Annotated in this window: 18 protein-coding genes; all 18 read left to right on the top strand. The window is 59.6% G+C overall.

The window, feature by feature from the left end; genetic code table 11:
* Positions 1–11: 11 nt before the first annotated feature.
* The 18 genes from L810_RS13780 (at position 12) to istA (ending at position 18,491) form a co-directional block, all read left to right on the top strand.
* Entirely contained in the window at positions 12–311 is a 300-nt protein-coding gene (locus L810_RS13780; RefSeq protein WP_042974442.1) for a hypothetical protein, read from the top strand.
* A 244-nt stretch (positions 312–555) separates the two neighbouring features.
* Complete coding sequence (locus L810_RS13775; RefSeq protein WP_051392240.1) at positions 556–1,125, top strand: hypothetical protein; 570 nt, start codon at positions 556–558, stop codon at positions 1,123–1,125.
* 219 nt (positions 1,126–1,344) lie between these two features.
* Positions 1,345–2,697, top strand: coding sequence for a conjugal transfer protein TrbB (locus L810_RS13770; RefSeq protein ID WP_021158924.1), 1,353 nt, complete (start codon positions 1,345–1,347; stop codon positions 2,695–2,697).
* Between the two features lie 153 nt (positions 2,698–2,850).
* Entirely contained in the window at positions 2,851–3,501 is a 651-nt protein-coding gene (locus L810_RS48410) for a hypothetical protein (protein ID WP_021158923.1), read from the top strand.
* Positions 3,498–3,893 carry a DUF1294 domain-containing protein gene (locus L810_RS43990; protein ID WP_051392239.1) on the top strand — a complete coding sequence of 132 codons (396 nt, stop codon included), beginning with the start codon at positions 3,498–3,500 and terminating at the stop codon, positions 3,891–3,893. Before L810_RS48410 ends, L810_RS43990 begins: the two co-directional genes overlap by 4 nt.
* Positions 3,894–4,049: 156 nt before the next feature.
* Positions 4,050–5,690 (top strand): hypothetical protein, encoded by a 1,641-nt coding sequence (locus L810_RS13755; RefSeq protein WP_021158921.1) that lies wholly within the window; start codon positions 4,050–4,052, stop codon positions 5,688–5,690.
* 261 nt (positions 5,691–5,951) lie between these two features.
* On the top strand, positions 5,952–6,668 hold the full coding sequence (locus L810_RS13750; RefSeq protein ID WP_021158920.1) for a hypothetical protein: 717 nt from the start codon (positions 5,952–5,954) through the stop codon (positions 6,666–6,668).
* A 75-nt stretch (positions 6,669–6,743) separates the two neighbouring features.
* Positions 6,744–8,174, top strand: coding sequence for a DNA cytosine methyltransferase (locus tag L810_RS13745; RefSeq protein WP_021158919.1), 1,431 nt, complete (start codon positions 6,744–6,746; stop codon positions 8,172–8,174).
* Between the two features lie 118 nt (positions 8,175–8,292).
* The gene (locus tag L810_RS13740) at positions 8,293–9,489 is read left to right on the top strand and encodes a phosphoadenosine phosphosulfate reductase domain-containing protein (protein WP_081712845.1); all 1,197 of its coding nucleotides are present in this window, start codon (positions 8,293–8,295) and stop codon (positions 9,487–9,489) included.
* A 370-nt stretch (positions 9,490–9,859) separates the two neighbouring features.
* The gene (locus L810_RS13735; RefSeq protein ID WP_021158917.1) at positions 9,860–10,051 is read left to right on the top strand and encodes a hypothetical protein; all 192 of its coding nucleotides are present in this window, start codon (positions 9,860–9,862) and stop codon (positions 10,049–10,051) included.
* A 206-nt stretch (positions 10,052–10,257) separates the two neighbouring features.
* A complete protein-coding gene (locus tag L810_RS13730; protein ID WP_021158916.1) occupies positions 10,258–10,950 on the top strand; it encodes a hypothetical protein in 693 nt (230 codons plus the stop codon).
* Between the two features lie 165 nt (positions 10,951–11,115).
* Positions 11,116–12,381, top strand: a complete 1,266-nt coding sequence (locus L810_RS13725; protein ID WP_021158915.1) for a phage protein NinX family protein — start codon at positions 11,116–11,118, stop codon at positions 12,379–12,381.
* A gap of 69 nt (positions 12,382–12,450) precedes the next feature.
* Positions 12,451–13,239: a hypothetical protein gene (locus tag L810_RS43985; protein WP_155836200.1), complete on the top strand. Its 789-nt coding sequence runs from the start codon at positions 12,451–12,453 to the stop codon at positions 13,237–13,239.
* A gap of 535 nt (positions 13,240–13,774) precedes the next feature.
* Positions 13,775–14,431 (top strand): hypothetical protein, encoded by a 657-nt coding sequence (locus L810_RS13715; protein WP_042974439.1) that lies wholly within the window; start codon positions 13,775–13,777, stop codon positions 14,429–14,431.
* 66 nt (positions 14,432–14,497) lie between these two features.
* Positions 14,498–15,073 (top strand): hypothetical protein, encoded by a 576-nt coding sequence (locus L810_RS13710; protein ID WP_042974438.1) that lies wholly within the window; start codon positions 14,498–14,500, stop codon positions 15,071–15,073.
* An 85-nt stretch (positions 15,074–15,158) separates the two neighbouring features.
* Complete coding sequence (locus L810_RS13705) at positions 15,159–15,935, top strand: hypothetical protein (protein ID WP_021158912.1); 777 nt, start codon at positions 15,159–15,161, stop codon at positions 15,933–15,935.
* Positions 15,936–16,065: 130 nt separating this feature from the next.
* Positions 16,066–16,731, top strand: coding sequence for a hypothetical protein (locus L810_RS43980; protein ID WP_155836198.1), 666 nt, complete (start codon positions 16,066–16,068; stop codon positions 16,729–16,731).
* Positions 16,732–16,979: 248 nt separating this feature from the next.
* A complete protein-coding gene (istA, locus tag L810_RS13695) occupies positions 16,980–18,491 on the top strand; it encodes an IS21 family transposase (protein WP_027809980.1) in 1,512 nt (503 codons plus the stop codon).
* Position 18,492 lies beyond the last annotated feature (1 nt).

Genomic DNA, 18,492 nt, shown 5'->3' with positions numbered 1-18,492 from the left:
TTGAAATCGCAATGAGCCAAAATCGCGAAAACGTAGTGTGGCCCAGCCGGAACGGTACCTGGAGTCGGGGATTCTTCGACTACTACCAGACGGGTGACGATCCGGAATGGGATGTCGAGTACGACTATGACACCTTCATGTGGTGTTCGACGGGGCATCTGACGATGGAAGCCGCCTGCGCCGCCTGGCGTGGGTCGAATCCGGGAGGCATGAACTCGTACGACACGCCGAGCGTCGAAACCGACCGACTCGATACGATGGCCGAGAAGTATGCGGCCGCTCAGTCCGCTGCGAAGCATCGCCGGTATTGATCTGGTGCAGATAATGACCCGCCGCATCCCTTTGAGGGTGCTGGCGGGTTTCCTTTTTGATCGATAACTTCCTGTCAGGAAACTATGGCACAATGACTTAGTTTTGATTGGTAGCTGGGCCATTTTCCAGCCGAACGCGGGTTCCCCGCTTTCTCATGTTGGCCGGACACCCGGCTATCTACCCATGCGGGGCATTCATCCCGCTGGGGTGTCTGCTTCGCGTATCTCATACAGGAGCAGAAATATGAATCAGCAATCCAGTCCGGAAACGGACCTCAAGAAGGCGAGTGTTTCGCGCGAAATCGCTGGCGCAACCCTGACGGCCGAGGTCTCCCCGTGTTCCTGGATGAATCCGACGTACGGGTTCCAAATCTCGGTGACCATGTCGGAGGGCGGTGGCAAGGCGTACGTGCACGAGAAGGAACTTGCTTTCGCTGATGCGACGGTCGGTGATATGAGCCGACTACTCGAGACGATCGGCGTTATCGCTTGTGTGAAGTGCGGTAAGCCCGCCTTCGATCCCGATACCGTGCGAACGAACCGGGAGAAGCAGTGCGAGCGCTGTTTCATGGCCAAGCTCAATGCGGAGTTCGAGGAAGGGCGGAAGAAGGAAGCCCGTCGAATGGCCGAGAATGACGCGAAGTACAAGAAGCAAGGCTACACACATCGCGTCGACGCGTGGATTCACCGTAACGACGGTGACGACGTGGCTGTCTCGTACTACATGCAGAACCCGACGGACGCCCAGATCCGGGCAAAACTTCGCAAGGCTCGCAGCGTCGTGCTCGATGACTACAAGCTGGTCCAGCTCTGAATGAACCCGCCGCACGTCCCGATCTTCGGGCCGTGCGGCGGGTTTTTCATTTCCGCGGGGGAATTGCTGCGCCTGGGGCCGTGTGCTAGGCTATCCGATGGATGCCATCCCAACCTGCCGGCGGGTTAAACAGGCGGCTTACTTTTTTCTCGCAAGACGACCTTTTGTCAGGTCTGCATGGAATCGCCGGTATGTAGACCTCGATCAAAAGGACTCGTCATGCCGTCAGCATTTCTCAGCCGGAATTCCTTCAATCAACTCAAGCGGGCGGCCAGGCAACAGTTGCCGGGCGTTCAGCACTCCCATGTGCTTGAAGCGCTCGCCCGTGCTCTTGGCCACAATAACCTGGCTGCGCTGAACGCCGCGTTGGCGGTTGGTGAAGATACCGCAGTACGATTCTTTCTGTTTTCCTACCACGACCTGCGCATACGGCTCGCCGAACTCGGGTATTCGGACGCCCTGACGTGGGATGTCGATTTCTCCAGCGTCACGGATGTCTTCAGGGTGAAGCGACCATTTCCGTCGACCCTCGATGCCTTGCTTGCCGAAGGAATCATTTCGCTCGAACACCGTCGTCGTTTCGATCAGTTGATCGACCAACGAAAGTCGATTCTGATCATCGGAGCTACCTCGTCGGGCAAATCGCTTCTGATGCATGTGCTGCTCAACGAAATGGCGATTCGTGCTCCCGGGGACGCATTCGTGGTCTGCGAGGTGACACGAGGCGACGCGGAGTATCCGCCAAATGTCGACCGATTCGTGAAGATTGAACGCGGGCCGGACGAACACCCGCACTTTGGCCATCGTCGAGTGGCTTTCGACGAGATCCGGGATGGAATCGCCTCCAACGTTCTGCGCTCCTGGACCGCTTACGGCGGGGGTTTAGGGACCCTGTACGCGCGCAGCGTAGAGGACGTGATCCCAACGCTGACGGAATTGCTGGGCGGTCGAGGCGTCGGGTCGATTCATGAAGCCATTGATATAGTCGTCCGCATGGAGCGCAGCGACAAGCCGCGGATCGCGGAGATCGTCAACTGGACCGAACTTCAGAATGGCTCCGAGCCGCCGGAATTCTCGCAGGAATGGCGCGAGCCGGAAGATCTTCGGATGCCGCCTCCCGAGGACGTCGGGCGCTACGTCCTGCAGGATTTGAGGCGACTTGTGTCCGAGCGATTTTCGGCCGGCGATCAGGTTCCCCTCAGTCCGGATATGCCGTTCATCCACGACGATCTGCGCATGCGGGATGGGCAACCTTACCAGGATGGTCTTTCGTTCGCGCCGAAGCACTGGACGCAGGCTGAGGACGGCAGTTGGGCGCCCTCGCCGGCAAGCTTTTTCGGACACAGTCATCATGCGCTGCATGGCCCGCTGAATGACGTACTGACCAAGGAGCGAATGGATGAAATGAGCCGGATCATCGCCGAAGGCGGCAGGGTGATTGTTATGGATCCGAAGGTGGACACCGACGTCACACGGGCTTTGAACGGCAAATCCGGATCGATAACCCAGACGCGCCCGAACAGCCCCCCGCAACCGGATTCCGACACCACCAGTGACTCCAAGTCCGATTAAGCTCGAGATGCCGCTGTTCTGGTAATATTCTCGGCAGTTTCGACGGTAGCTGGGCCATTTCCAGCCAGAAGCGGCGTTGCCGCCTTTACTCAACCCATGCGGGGCACGTTCCCGCTTGGGATCCTGCTTCGCCCTTTGTGTCAGGAGCGGGATATGCAGACCAACACGGCAGACACGGTTTCTGTCGATATCAAAGTTCCGGCAGAGATGCCGGAGTTCTCCGAGGACCTGATCTACAGTCCGCGCATGCGGGTTGTGCGCGTCGGGCAATCCCTCAAGTCGTGGCGTGTTGCGGACCAGACGTTCGAATCCGATCCGACGACACCGGAAGGTATCGAGCAGACGGTTCTCGGCATGCTGTCGGACCTTCGCTTTCTATGTGACGAACATGGGCTCGATTTCGCTCGAATCGACCGAATGGCCTATGGCGACTACACGGTGGTGAAGAATGAAGCTCGCCGCGAGGCTGCGAAGCAAGCTGAATCCGCAGCGGCAGACAATGTGCCATCGGCATCATTGAAGTTGCAGGTGCTGGGGATGTATAGCTACGCCGCGGTCTCTTCGGTGGATGGGTACCAGTACCTCGCAGGCTTCGTAAGGGCTACCGCCGTCTCCAAGGGGACCGGTATCTTCGTCGTCAACGGCGTACTGAATCGCGCAACCTACAAGAAGCTGCTCGAGGAAGCGCGTGCTGCGCAGCTGCAGGTCGATCGCGTCGTCGTGTACGGCGAAATCGCAACCTACACCGGCGCAGGCATCAGTTTCACCAAGTTCGACGAGCTTCCCGGCCTGGACCGGGGATGATCTTCGTCATGTTCAATCCCGAAAGGAGGGGTATGCAGACACAAGCAAAGCCGAAACCGTTTCGGGAACTGACCGGACTTGCCTTCGCGTCAGGATTGATCGTGTTGTCGCCATTGTTTCCCGGTGCGTTCCGCATCCTGTTCCTCTGCATCAACGTCGTTGCCTTCGTGATGTTCGTCGAAGACAAACGCCGGGCAGTGGAGCGGGAGAAGCGCATCAAGGAAGCATGGCTGCATCTGATCACCCTCGGAGGTGGTTTCGTGGGCGCCCAACTGGGCAGGGCAACAGCCAGGCACAAGACACTGAAGCCGGCGTTCGACGGCGTTTTCTGTGTCGCGTGGCTGCTGTGGCTCGTAGCGTGCGTTCTCTACTGGCTCTACGTCAGGAGATGACGAGAAACCGGTGCCGGGCCGATGGCGGAATTCCGCTGTCGCCCGGGATCGGGATTTGATCCTTAGGCTGGGTTCCCCGGCCACTATTTCAAACCCATGCGGGGCATCTCAGTCCCGGTGGGCTGTGTGCTTCGCTATGCAATCAACGGAGCACATATGACCGAGCAAAGTGGCAAGTCGTTTTTGGCCCAGTTTCACGAAGCTGCAGTGCGTGTAGCAATCGCCTTCTGCCGTCAATTGGCGTTGTCGTTGACGGGAGCGGAGCTCACACAAGTCCGTGAACGGAACCGCGTCGAAGAAATCGCTGGGGTATGCCATACCCACGACTTCTGTGACGCGAACATGCTGATGCTCGATGCCTTTGTAGAATGCGGCCTTGCGGAGAATCCGGAATCCTGTATCGGCGACGAACTGCATCCTCTCTGGAATTTGGCGTGGAAACTGGCTGCTGAGGCTGAATTTCGCGGCGATGCATTTCGCGAGACCCGTGTGTATACGCGGGAAGTCCCGGCTGAAGCGGATTCCGCCGCGTTGAAAGCACCTCCGAATCGCATTACTACGAGCATCATGGCAGCGGTGCAGCGCATGCGGGCGTTGAACGTCGTGGTCGAGGTCAATGAGGCAGCGCCGTCTGTCAAGATCGACGTCCACGCGGTCCCGCACGTTAGGCAAGACGGAATCTTCATGGTTGTGGGAGAGCGTGCAGATGGCCTGATTTCGGAGGCCAGCGCCTACGTCAGCCTTGCCGAGACGGTGACGTTTGACGAAGCGATAGCGTTCATCGTGGACGGTTACCTTGATGAGTTCATCGAATTGCCAGACACCGTGCGAGACGCGATCAATTCGGTCACTGCTCAGACAAGTCTTGTTGTCGATGGAACGGATGAGCATGGCAATTTCGCTGGTGACGGCGTAAATGCCCCATTCGTTGTCTTTGATGTCGACCGGCAAGAAAACATCGCTGGCCCGTTCGGCACGCGACAGGACGGTGAAAAGGCTCGATCGGCGATTCTCGCCGGTGCCCATCCGATGATGGATTCCGGGGCGTTGCTGGCGTATCAGTCACATGATCGGAAACGGCCGGAAGTGACCGTCCGCGACGCGGCACAGGCACTGCTCAAAGCTTTCGGCGGGGATACTCCCTCCTGGCTGCGAGAGGAGGCTGTTGCCCTCGAAAATGCCTTGGCTTGCGAAGCCGGAGCAAACGAGGGGGAACTGCCGGCGGCGCGGGAAGGGAGCAAGCCTGCAATCGCGTCTGCCGAGGCGAACTGGAAGGAAGTGGCCGGATCGCTTTACGGTGCAGTCGATTCACTGGAGACTCAGGTTAACCAGATGAAAGGGTTGTTTCCGGACGAGGACGGCATGATACAGGAGGCACTGGAGGAAGCCAGCGAGGCGACCCGAAGCTATCTGGCGGCGTCTCGAGCGAGTCACAACAGCGCAATCGGCGACCGGAAACTGCTGGAAAAGCCGGTTACATCACGAATGCTCGCTGAGCAATATCCGGTGAAAGGCTCGATGCCTCATGCGGTCGTCCATCAGCTGTATCAGCTGCGCGAAGCCGAGATTTTCACCCTGAGTCAACGAGCGGTGATCTTGGAGTCGGACCTCCGCGAACTTGATCGAGGCGGAAGGGCTGTCGTCGCAAGCATGCTGTTTGCGAAATGTGATGACGTCGCCCGAAACGCGCTCTTGCATGACGAGCACGCGCACGTGCGTAGCTGTGCAGTGATTTCGCGATCGGAACTTGAGCCGGAGCCTGGGCACAAGCCGTCGACCCCATCGTTCGATGTGTAATCGATCAGCCTGAAACCCGCCCGCCGTGTGCTCCCTTTGGGAGTGCCGGCGGGATTTTTTTTGTGTGCCGAGCTGGGGAATTTTCCCAGCAGGAAGTTTGTGGCAGAATAGGTCCGTTTTCCCAACGGCAGCTAGTCCGAAATCTAGCCATATTGCGGTTGCGGTCTGATCGCAGTCAATCCTCACCATCCGGTGATTCTAAACCCATGCGGGGCATCTCGGCCCTGGTGGGCGTGTGCTTCGCGGTTCATTGGAGCACACATGAAACAGCAAAACATCAAGTCGTTCATCGCCCCGATTCTCGTGGGGAAGGTCTTTCCGTACGCAGTCTTGGTCAAGGCAACCGATGCCGATGGCCCGGGCGAGTACGAGGCCAATGGCCTGATGTACGAAAACGGTCACGTGCTGATCGAATACCCGTTCCGTCGTCCGGGTCAGAGTATCGAGCAGGCCACGGTCGAAGGTAGCGATCCGGCGAATCATTACCAGATCGATATCACCACGGCCGTGTTGCCCGACGGAACCGAACTGGCCCGCGGCGAAGCCTGGGAAGAGATCTCGTATCCGTCGAGCTGGGCCGATCGCGTTAAGGCGGCGATCGCGGCTCACGGCGAAGCGTCGTTCCTGCGCGGCGACCATCGTCTCTCCGACGATGGGCACGCGGAAGGTGCACGGCTGTCTGCCGAGCTCAGTCAGGCCGAAGACAACCTGTACCGTCTGCTCGGTCTGAAGCCGAACATCGACGAGGAGCGCACCAGCATCAAGGTGGCGGTCCTTTGTGAAAGCTCGCAAGGCATTCCCGAGATCCGCACGTTCGAATTGCCCGTTGCCGACGTCGATATGGACGAGGGCGAGCACTACGAGGTCGCGATCGAGCGCGCCGTCGCTGAAGGCTACGGCGGCAAGATGGTCGCGTTCGACGAACACGACCACGCCGCGCGGCACCTCTTCGAGACGGCGGCTTGGTTCACGAAGTAATCCACTTTGTCTTTCAACCCTTGCGGGAACCGTTCCCGCAGGGAGCGCTTCTCGCACGTTCCCCTGGAGAAGCATATGAAATCCCTTCAAGGCATGGAGATCCGCAAGCTCGGCAGCAACAAAGGCACGCCGCGTCTGTGGATCGAAGGCTCTCAGGCGAGCCGTGCTGGCTTCCTGCCGGGCATGAAGCTCAGAGCCAAGCTCGATGAGGACCGCTGTATGTTGGTCCTCGAGGCGGCGGACGATGGCGAGCGTGTCGTATCCAAGAAGGTCGTGCGCGAGCGCGCGGTTCCGGTGATCGACATCCAGAACGAAAGTCTCCTCGGCATCTTCGTTCGCATGGGCCTGACGGCCGTCCGCATCGTGGTGCAGCTGCGCCGAATCTTCGTGCTTCCGATCGCCTCGGAAGTCCGTGCGAAGGAACGGCTCGACCGGCTGAAGTCGAAGCTCGCGAATGACGAACCGCTGCTCATGGGTTCGTTCTCGTCGGGAATCGGCATCCTCGACCGAGCCGCTCATACGGGGCTGGAAGAGGCAGGCATCCGCTCACGGCTGGCAGTCGCGAACGAGATCCGGGACGATTGCATGGAGCATGCGGTCGAGCACAACCCGGTTTTCGACGCGCAGACCATCCTACTGACGGCTCCGATGCAAGAAGTGGTGTTCGACAACTGGGTGATGTCTCAACTGCCCAAGCTCGACGGCATGGTACTCGGTATCCCGTGCAGCGGGGCGTCGAATGCCGGGCGGACGAAGCGCAAGCTGGAGTTCCCGGAGTCGCACCCTGACGTTGGGCATCTGATCGTACCGGCACTTGCGGCTGTGGCACAGGCCTCGCCGGCCTTCGTCGCCATCGAGTGCGTGCCCGGCTGGCTGAACACGGCGTCGGCGGCGATCGCACGCTCGATGTTCCGAGACCTCGGATATGTCGTCCACGAGACCGTGCTGAATGCGGCCGAATGGAACATGCTCGAGCATCGCGAGCGCATGTGCATGATCGCGGTCACGCAGGGCGTTGAGTTCTCCTTCGATCTGGTCGAACGGCCCGAGCCTCAGGCTCGCAAGCTGGGCGAGATCATGGAAGTCGTCGCGCTGGACGATAAGTGCTGGTCGCCTCTCACGTACCTGAAGGACAAGCAGGAACGCGACGAAGCGGCAGGGAAGGGATTCAAGATGACGATCGTCAACGAAGAATCTACTAAGGTGCCGACGCTCAACAAGACGCTCGCGAAGCGTCAGAGCACCGGGACCTTCCTGCAGCATCCGGCCGATCCGGATCTTCTCCGAATTCCCACGGTACGCGAGCATGCTCGCTGCAAGGGGATTTGGGAGGATATGGTGACAGGAGTCACGCAGACGTTCGGTCATGAAGTATGTGGCCAGGCTGTCAGCGTTCCGCCTTTCGTCTCGGTGTTCAAGGCCCTCGGCCATGCGCTTTTGGCGTTCAAACAAGCGACGTCGATTTCGTTTGCGTCGTTTGTGCGAGCCGAGGCTGTCGCGGCATAAGTTGCATCCATTCTTGGCGGGACATCGCTTCCGCAAGGAGGGATGCTCGCTTCACTTTTACCCGTGCGGGGACGCGCTCCCCCACGGGAGCGTTTCTCTCCATCATTTGAGAAACGAAATGGGAATTATCGAAGAACCGGTTCACTTCATCACACCCCGGTTTCTGGAGGGTGCCCCACAAGGAAAGCCCAATCAGGTCTGTTTGTCCCCGGAAGTCGAAGCGTTGCTCGACCGCGATGCCGTAGTAGCGGTCGGGGTATCGGGCGGCAAGGACTCGGATGCCTGTGCCATCGCGGTGGCAAAGCACCTGGATGCGATCGGCCACAAGGGACCGCGTCTACTGGTGCATTCCGACCTCGGCCGTATCGAGTGGAAAGACAGCCTGCCGAGTTGCGAGCGTCTGGCTCATCGATTGGGGTGGGAATTGCTCGTGATTCGGCGTCAGGCCGGCGACATGCTGGACCGCTGGGAGGTGAGATGGCGCAACAGTGTTCTGCGGTACGAGGAGCTGTCCTGCGTGAAGCTTATTCTTCCCTGGAGCACACCGTCGATGCGGTTCTGTACGAGCGAAATGAAGACTCACCTCATTTCCAGCGCGTTGAAAAAGCGTTTCCCGCAAGGGGACATTATCAACGTGACGGGCATTCGCCGTCAGGAAAGCCCGAACCGCAGCAAGATGCCGGTCTGGGCTCCGAACTCCGAGCTCACCCGCAAGGGTGGGGTTGGGATTACCTGGAACGCCATCATCGAATGGCCTGTTCAGGACGTGGCGTATGCGATCCACGATGTTGGTCTCAGTCTGCACGAGGCCTACACCCGGTACGGATTGTCACGCGTCAGCTGCTGTTTCTGCATCATGTCGTCGGAAGCCGATCTCATCGCGTCTGCGATGTGCGAGGACAACCATGAGCCGTATATCCGCATGGTCCAACTTGAGGTGAAGTCGTCCTTCGCCTTTCAGGGTAACCGCTGGTTGTCGGACGTGGCGCCGCATATCCTGCCGTCGTCACTGCGAAGCGAGGCGAAGCAGGCGAAAGCCATCGCTGCGCAGCGCCAGGCCATCGAAGCCGAGATCCCGAAGCATCTGCTTTACGAGTCTGGGTGGCCGACCTGTTTGCCCACTCGCGACGAAGCCGAACTTCTGGCTCGTGTTCGCCGGCAGGTGTCAACGCTGCTCGGTTTTAACGCGCAATGCATTGACGCTGTTAGCGTCCAAGACCGATATGCGAGTTTGCTTGCTTTGAAAGAGGCCAAGGGCAAGGGGGGAGTGGTGGAACAAGTTGCTTCCCGACAAGCGGAACTTTGTTTTGGGTGACGTAAGTCCCCCTTTTGGGGGATTCACCAACCCGGATGTATGAAACTGCAATCCACGCCCGCATCCTCCCGACAAGGGACGCTGCGGGCGTTTCCGTTTAGGAAACCCCCCGCTATTTGTGAACGTTTATCGATTGTTCACGTGAATCGGCTGACTGAAAATTTCGCATTATGCAAGGCGTCGATCCCCGATCTGTTCCCCTGCGCAATGCCCTCGATTGGGTACGGGAGAGCGCTCGTTTGGTGTGGCGAAAAATCATCATGCATGTGGCGGTTTGCCGAGACGTCTTCCTCGGTGTCCCGGCGCAGCAGATGCCTAAAACGATTCCGGTCGAGAGCCTTCCGGCTTAACGACTGGCCACGGAGTGGACATGGTAGGGCAGTACTGGATCGATGCGGTTCAACACGAAAAAGCGGTCGGCCTTCTGCGCGAGGCGCTGAAACACATCAGTGACAAGCCATGGGAGGAGTCGTCGCTGCTCCATGCGCGGATATCTGAATATCTGGGCGAGCCGATCCAACACGCGGATGCGGTTGTGCTTGCGCGGGCAGGCCGGCTTTGACCGAAGGAATCGTGCACGATGTACCGCGCGGAAAACACGCGCGGATCTTCCCCCTTGAATCGGGATTTCCGTCTGATACGGTGGTACCACCTGGATGACAGCCCCGGCGAAGTAAAATGCTGAGCCGCTGGATGGCGCTGTATGGATCGCTCAGGGCGGCGCGCAGTCCGCTCGATTGAGCGGGATCTCCAATTTCTGAGGCCACTATGCCGTTTCTCGCTATCACCGCCTTCCTGATGTACGCGAATATCTTTGCCGCCATCCGGCAACTCGGAAAGCCGGGGAAGGGACCTCTGATCGGCGGCGCGCACATGCTGACGTGCCTGGCGGCATCGATCGCCTTCCTCGGTGGAACGGAGCTGATTCAGTTCAACCTGTTTGGCGGCATCGGCGGAGCTGCGTACAACTGGACGCCGCTGGCGTATTTCGTTGTCGGCTTGCTGAGCCTGATCCTGTTCGGGATCAAGTTCGTTTCGGCCGCGCGGGCCGGCCAGTCGGGCGGGAATCTGCGGTTCGGCCTATCGCTTTGGGCGGTCTTCGCAGCTCTCTATGTCTGCGGGACGGCCATCGATCACTGGATTTTCTTTCGTGACGTGAACAGATCCGGCTCGATGGACGTCGGCTTCACGGGTGAGCAGATGACCTGCAGTGGCGACCAGATCCTTGTGCGCCTGAAGGCCAATACCGCTGTCTATCGGTGCCCGAAATCGATCAGACTGGGTCGCGACTATGCCCAACCGTTCGTGCCGTGGCCAAGCTACGTACAAGGCGAGAGCGCCAAGCTCAAGGCGAACGTCGACGCGGTGCAAAAGGCGGCTGCTGAGTCGAAAAACGGCGTCGTACATCTGCCGGATAGCGTGACCAGGTATCTGTCGCAGCCAACGCAAGACTCGAACTGACCCGCGCAGCATCGAGGAACTTCTCGTCAGGAATTCCGCGATATACTGATGACTGATTTTCGACGGTAGCTGGACCGAAACCAGCCAACATCGCACCATTCGGTGCACAACCCTAGCGGGGCAGTTTCCCGCCGGGGGCCTGCTTCGCACTTTCAGGAGCAGGATATGTCTCAATCCATCGTGGTTTCCCGACGGGGCGTGGTCCCGTTCAATGTCACGTTCGAGGCGACGGGCTTTACCGACGCTGATTTGTGCAATTGCGAGTTCGCTGAAGAAGAAGCGCGAGGGTTCAGCGAAGTTGCGATGACCGAGGGACAGTTCCCGGCCGGAATCCTTTCCGTCGTGCGGGGATGGATTTCCGAAGACGATGCGCAGAAGCCGACCGATCGCAAGGTGTTCGTCTGCGTCACGTTGCGGGTTTACGCCGCGAGCGTCGACAACGCGTCTCGAACGGTTCCGCCGGCGGTACTGTTGACGCGAATCGTGGACGCGATGGCGTCCACCGAAACCGGTGAAAGCTTGGTAAGCCTTGAAGGCAACTGGAAGGTCACCGAAGTCGTCCCGTTCGGTGAGCTGGCAGATGGTCAAGCTGGGGAGGATCCGGCCGAGACGGTCCGTCAAGGTCGTCCGGATGGGGAATTGCCGGAAAAGCGGATTCTCGCGGTCTTTCTTCCGCAAGCCTGGGTGAACGACTACGCGACGTACATCGACGGCCAGCAAGCCGTGGATGTGACGCAAGTCGTGCTGGAGATGGATCTGCAGAAGATCCACGCTCTGCGCGACTACTCTGATTCAACAGATGCTCTGATAGACACTGTTGCACTCGGTCATAACGGTCCGTTCACGGTTCGTGCCAAGGACAGCATTTGCGATTTTTTCGAGGTGAAGGACCTGTCCGACATCACCGAATCCATGCTGCTAGCTGCACGCAAGGCAACGCTCAAACTGCCGGGGATCGAGACTGTAACTGTCTCGGTCAAGGTTCAGGAACTGTCCGGAAGCCGGCTCGATTGGGCCGTGGCTAAAGCTCTCGGATGTGGCCTTGTCAGCGCTCACGATCACTTCCGCCGCATTGCTGCGGGAGCGTGGAGCGAAGAGAAAATCGTCGAGCATTTGGGGAAGATGTCCAACGAGCAGTTGATCATTGACCCGATGACCCACAACGCTGTACCGATTCCGGCGTTTTCGACATTCTGGCAATCTGCTGGTCCGATCATCGACCGGGAGGATATGTGGCTGTCAAGCGCTCGCTACATGGCTCCTTCAGTAACGCCTGATGCAGACCGGGCATGGATGGCGAAATCGCTCGCTCTTGCACCGATTGCGCCAATGTATGGTCCCACGCCACTCGTTGCCGCAATGCGCTGTTACGTCGCCAGCAAGTGTGGTGAGGTTGTCGAGGTCCCTGCCAGCTTGTCGGGCCGAAAGTGACTTTTTAAACCCTCGCGGGGAGCATTCCCGCTTGGGGATGCGTCTCGCATATCCATTTGGGAGAAGCATATGAATCAAGTTTCACTGCTGGAAACGCCGGCCGGTACCCAGCCTGCGCCGAGACAAAGACGAAAGCCGTCGATTTCGACGTTGCAGGTGTTGTTGACCGTAAAGCGCGGAAGTGACCTCGACTCGTTCATCGATCGTTTGCAGAAGCAGACGTGCGAAGCCTACGCACGGTATGGCGTCGGCTCGGAGCAGTATGAACAGCTGTTCGACGATTTGCACTATTGCAGGTTGGTTCACATGGCGTTCGATTTCCGAGACGCACGTGGTTTGCCGCCCGATCGACCCACGCCGTACGATGACACTGATTTGGCGGTGTGGCTCGAGGAAATACGGAAGGCGCCGGAACAGGCGTCATGGTCCTACGTCTGCGAGCACTTTGGTCTTGACGAGAGCTTTCAGTATTCGGAAGCGCAGCGGGAGGAGTACTTTCGGCTGCTGAGTCAGGAGCATGCAACCCCGGAAACTGAAGGGGATCAGTTGAAACCTGCGGGTAGCATGACTGGTCAAGAAATCGATGACGGTGCTGAACGTACGGTGGATGGCTTTGTGCTCGCGGCGGTCCGGTGGAGCGGTTCGCATCTCCGCAGCTTTCATCTGACACGTGACGAGGCAGTAAGTGCGATGAATGGCTCCGCGGACATCGATGACCTGAACGTGCTGCCTGCCAACGTGCGCTTTGCCAAGAATGGAAACATTCGGTATTGGCGGTCGACCGGAGAACCCGTGGCGGACCGTAAAATACATGGAAGGGAAGCGTCGTTGTCGGGGGGCCTGGAGAAGATCGAGTAGTAGACCCCCATCTCAGTTTTTGGCATGTGACCATTACCCCGCATCACCCGTCCGCCGTGCATCCCCTTTTGGGGTGCCGACGGGCCTTTTTTTTGTCCAATGCATCCGGTCGAACCATCCAGGCTTAGCCGTGTGGCCACGTCTGCTTTCCAGCAGATCCCGACGTCCGCTTTACTTCTTGACTGGAAATTTCGATATACTTGACCCGCTTTCACTGGTAGCTGGACCATCACCCAGCCTGGCGGCATCGCCGCAATCTCATCAATCTGCCTTCGGGCAGTATCTCGACCCAAGCGGGGCAGTTACCCGCACGGGTAAACCTGCTTCGCGTGACATCAGGAGCAGGAAAATGACGGAACCGACGGTCAAGCACGAAAGGGATGGTGTGTATAACACCGAGAACTTTCCGACGTTCATCTGTAACCACGGTAATTGGGACATTTACACAAACTCCCGAGGCCATTGTGCCGCGATTCCAACGAGAAACGCTGCAGGGATTGGATGTAAAGCGTCCCATTTTGGCGATAGAGCATACGTGAAGGCAACTCTGCCGGCTGAGTATGCCGCATGGGAAGCGCTTCAGCGGGAACTGCCTCATGTCGATGTCAATGTGCAAGCGCGCGGCGACCGCGGACAAGGTAGTGATCTCGAGCAGTTCATCAAGATCGCGGCCGACTCGATCGACCAGTTGCGCAAGGTGGATGTGTATCGCGTACTCAGCTCGGTACGTGTAGACAACATCGATGGCGTAACGCGGCTCGATCTGGCGACCTTCATCGCGGTAAAACGCGTCGACCTCGTCGACGAAGTTGCAGAGGTGATGGGCGAGGAATTCCCACAAGATGGCTGGGAGCGGACTGCGGTTTGCCAAAACCTCGAACAGGCGAAAGCCCTCGGCTTCGAAAGCGTCGCCGCGATGCAAGAGCATCAGGGATGGCTGGAGAAGAATGGCACGGCGGAGTACAAGTCCTGGGCTGCATCGGTCGCGCATGAGCAGAAGCAATCGCGGCGCCATATCGAAGCAAAGCCGGCGGATCTCCAATCCGGGGATGTGCTGCCGTATCAGCAGAACGAAGAAGTCAAAAGGGTGGAGCTGATCGACAGCCGAACCGTCTGTGTCTACTTCGTCGGCGGACGCGAGCGCAACTTTGACTCGAGCGTCATCCTCACCGCCGTACGTGTCGTAGCCTGAAGGTCAACCTAGGCGGGGCAGTTACCCGCCCGGGTTTCTGCTTCGTGTCACTCAAGGAGAAGGAGAATGCACGAAACAAAGATCCCGCAGTCTGTTCAGTTCTACGTCAAGCATGCTTTGAGCGTTTTGCGCGAGCAGGAGGCGGCTCTTCACGGGGTACAACTGGCGCGAGGGAATGGCCATATTTTGGCGTTGGAACTGCAAGATCGCGAAGGGAAGATCAAGCGGGCCATGGAAAGGCTTGATGAGTTTCGCTGCCACGCAGCAAAAAATGGCGTGGACGCTGACGCCTTTCTTAGGGAATGCGGCGGCGTTCCGGAATTCGAGAGGTTCGGATATCCCAAGCCGGTACAGTTGCGTGGAATCGAGCAGGGCGCATACGATGCGACAGCATGCGGCATTAAGCTGGTAGGGCGCCCGATCCACGTTGGCGAACCGGACCTGCTGATCGGACGTGAAAACGCGGTCCTTTCTGTTCGAGGGCCAACCGGAAATGTCGTTTTCAGCGTCTCGCCATCCGTTCCATGGACGGGTGACGCGATCGTCAAGTCGCTCAACCATGAGGACGTTGTGCATGCCGTAGATGGCGACGTAGCGGATGCCTATCTCGGCGATTGTTGGATTGGCGGGACCGAGGTTTAACCGTCCATATCTGGAAAGTCACTTTTTACCCAGCGGGGCAGTCACCCGCCACGGGGCCTGCTTCGCCTCACTCAGGAGCAGGAACATGACTCAAGCAGTTCAAGGTGCATCGTCCGGCCTCAAAGCCGGCACGCATTTCTTCGTTTCGACGCCGGTCGAGATCGACGGTTTCGAATGGCGATGCATCGTTCGCCAAAGCGAGTTGGGCTGGCCGGAAAAGCATCACGAGTTCCGTCCTGTCGGCAGTCAGGCATGGCATGCCGATAGTGACTGGATGGGCGGCGACAGCCAGATCGGGGACATCCCGGAATCGATCGCGCAGAAGGTCGATTCCGAGGTCCACGAGCAGATCACGAAGGCCATGTCGGGCGAGTTTGTCCCGAATGCCAACATGATCCGGGCGGCAGAGAACCTGCTGCTCTCGATGTCTCATGAGGATGTAGTCCGCCCGGTCGTCGTCGCGTATGAAACGGAGATCCTGACTCGTCATCAGTTTCGCATCGCGCGGAAGTATGTCGAGCACGGGTGTGACGACGTGGTCATTCTCGACCGGAAGCGATCGTACATGCTGGAACAGTCGGACTTCGCGATCTACCTCAAGCAGTGCTTCGAGGCACGTGATGCGGCAGGGCTCAAGGTCAGAGCGCCGGACAACTGTCCGCTGCTCGAAGCCGAAAACACCCGCATCCAGGCCGAAAATCTGCTGCTGACGGCGATGGCGGAGCTCCCGAATCTGGCGGCGATCGGCAAGCCGTGGCTGACGCTCGAAGCCCGGAAACGGGCTATCGACCTGACGCTCGACATGCTGGCGCCGTTCTGTGGCGATGCCGACGGCATCATCAATCGACTCATGGCCGCATAACCTAGGTCTGAATCGTACCCAAACAGCCCATTCACCCTTTCGGTGGATGGGCTGTTTGCCTTTGTGGAACGGCTTGTTCTGCCGGTGCTCGCTGCTATCATTGGCCCGACTATTGCCATGGAAACTTGTCATGCCACAGCAACCCGAATCGCACGCCTGCCGGATTTGCGGCCAGCAGCTCGACCAGCCAGGGAAACCGGACACCGGTGACTGTGGCGGTGATTGCGTTCGGTGTATGGCGGACTACCGTGATCCGGACGCGCTGGAAACCATGCGCAAGGTCGAGCCAGACAATCCAAAATGGAAGTCGGCCACGGGTCACTGGCCGGGCCCTCAAATCGCGCTTGACTGTGACCCGGACCTACAAGAGGTGGCTCGGCTTACCACAATGATGCGGGATGTGTTCGATCGCGTGCTCTCTGCCAGCAACATCGCAAGGACGAGGGGGACGTGCGCTTACGGCGCGATCCTGCTGCGAAACTCGCTCGAGCAGTTCGGCAAGTGCGCGGCGGCCGTGCGCGGGGGCGATGGAGCTCTCCGTGAAGGCGCCATCGACCAGGCTGGCATGTGGAATGGCCATTACTGGGTAGAAGGGAAAACACCGGGCGGCGTGGGCTTCGTCGCGGACATCACCGCGGACCAGTTCGGCTGGCCGAATGCTGTCGTGCTTCCGATGGACCAGGCCAGCGAACGCTACCGGGCCGGCGATGATGAAATCGTCGCGGAAGCCGTGGCCGATCTCGAGGCGCAGATCACCGCCGAAGCGCGACTGGCGGTCCGGTGCCTCGATGACTGAGGGCGTGTTCGAAATGCTGCTCGCGGCGGTGTCACGGGGCGGCGCTATGGAGCCAATGCGGGGTCGGCATAAGGGCGCCACTTGAGGGGCGGCACATAGGCGCCAGTCCAAGGGCGGCGTAATGGCGCCACGTTAGGGGCGGCGCATAGGCGCCAGCAGCATCAGGGCGAGAACGCGGTTCGAACTTTCCGAGTCGGTACGCTCCGTTCTTTTTGAACGGAGCGTCCATGGCCAACAGGAGGTTCGAATTGTTTGAATACCGCCAAGTCCTTGTCCGCATGCGGCAAGGCGATTCTGACCGCGACATCGCGCGCGGCGGTTTGATGGGGCGCAAGAAGCTGACGACCGTGCGCCGCGAGGCTGAAGCGCGTAGTTGGCTGGATCCGGTGCAGCCGCTGCCGGACGACGCTACGATCGCGGGTGTCTTCGGGCGCACGCCGCACCTGCCGCACACCTGTGTGTCGACGGTTGAGCCATATCGCGAACAGGTCCGCGAATGGCTTGCCGCCGGCGTTCAGGGCACCACGATCCATGCCGCCCTTCAACGCAATCATGGCTACGCCGGCAGCTATTGTGCCGTGAAGCGCATGCTGCGCCATCTGGCTGCCGAGCGCAGCGTGGCCACCACAACGATCCTCGACTTCGCACCGGCCGACGCCGCGCAGGTCGACTTCGGCGCGGGACCCGTGCTGACGGTCGAGGGCATTGCGGTCCGGACGTGGATCTTCGTGATGACGTTGTGCTGGTCGCGCCACCAGTATGCCGAGATCGTGCTGGACCAGACCGTCGAGACGTGGCTCGCCAGCCACCGGCGCGCCTTCGAATGGTTCGGCGGCTGTCCCGACCGGGTCATCATCGATAACGCGAAGTGCGCGATCATCCGGGCGTGTCGATACGAGCCGGCGGTGCAACGCTCGTACGCCGCGCTTGCCGAGGGATATGGATTCCGGATCGACGCCTGTCCGCCGCACGATCCCCAGAAGAAGGGCGTCGTCGAATCGGGCGTCAAATACGTCAAGAAGTCCTTCGTGCCGCTGCGCGAGTTCCGGGATCTGGCCGACGCCAACCGGCAACTGCGCGAATGGGTGATGCAGCAGGCCGGCACTCGTATCCACGGCACCGTCCACGAACGGCCGCTGACGCGCTTCGGCGTCGAGCGCCCGTTGCTCGCTGCATTGCCGGACGTGCCGCCGGTACTGTCGGTCTGGAAGGAGGTGGCGGTCCATCGCGACGGCCACGTCGTCTACAAGCACGCGCTGTACTCTGCACCGTTCACGCTCGTCGGCAAGTCGCTCTGGCTGAAGGCGACCGATACGGTCATCCAGCTGTTCCATCGGCATGAACTCGTCGCAACCCATCCGCGGCAGCGGGCCGGCGGTCGCCACACGGTGCGAGATCACCAGCCGCCCGAAGCGCAGGCCTGGCTCGAGCACGATCCGCAGTGGTGTCTGGCGCGCGCGAAGGAGATCGGGCCGTCGTGCCACGGCGTGATCCTCGCGCTGTTCAACGACAAGGTGCTCGTCAACCTGCGCGGCGCGCAGGGGATCATCCGGCTGCGACAGAAAGTCGGCGATCAGAGGCTGGAAGCAGCCTGCGAGCGTGCGCTCGCGTTCAGCAGCGCGAAGTACAGCACCATCAAGGGCATCCTCGACAAAGGCCTGGACAGCGAACCGGTGCCGCGTCCCGCGTCGGCCCCGACTGGCGCTTACCAGAACGGCGGCCGCTTCGGCCGTGATCTCCAATCCCTGCTGATCCACTGAC

The sequence above is a fragment of the Burkholderia sp. AU4i genome (assembly GCF_000466765.1).
Lineage (GTDB): Bacteria > Pseudomonadota > Gammaproteobacteria > Burkholderiales > Burkholderiaceae > Burkholderia > Burkholderia cepacia.
The sequence above is the reverse complement of the archived record's forward strand: the minus strand, read 5'-3'. Positions and strand labels throughout refer to the sequence as shown.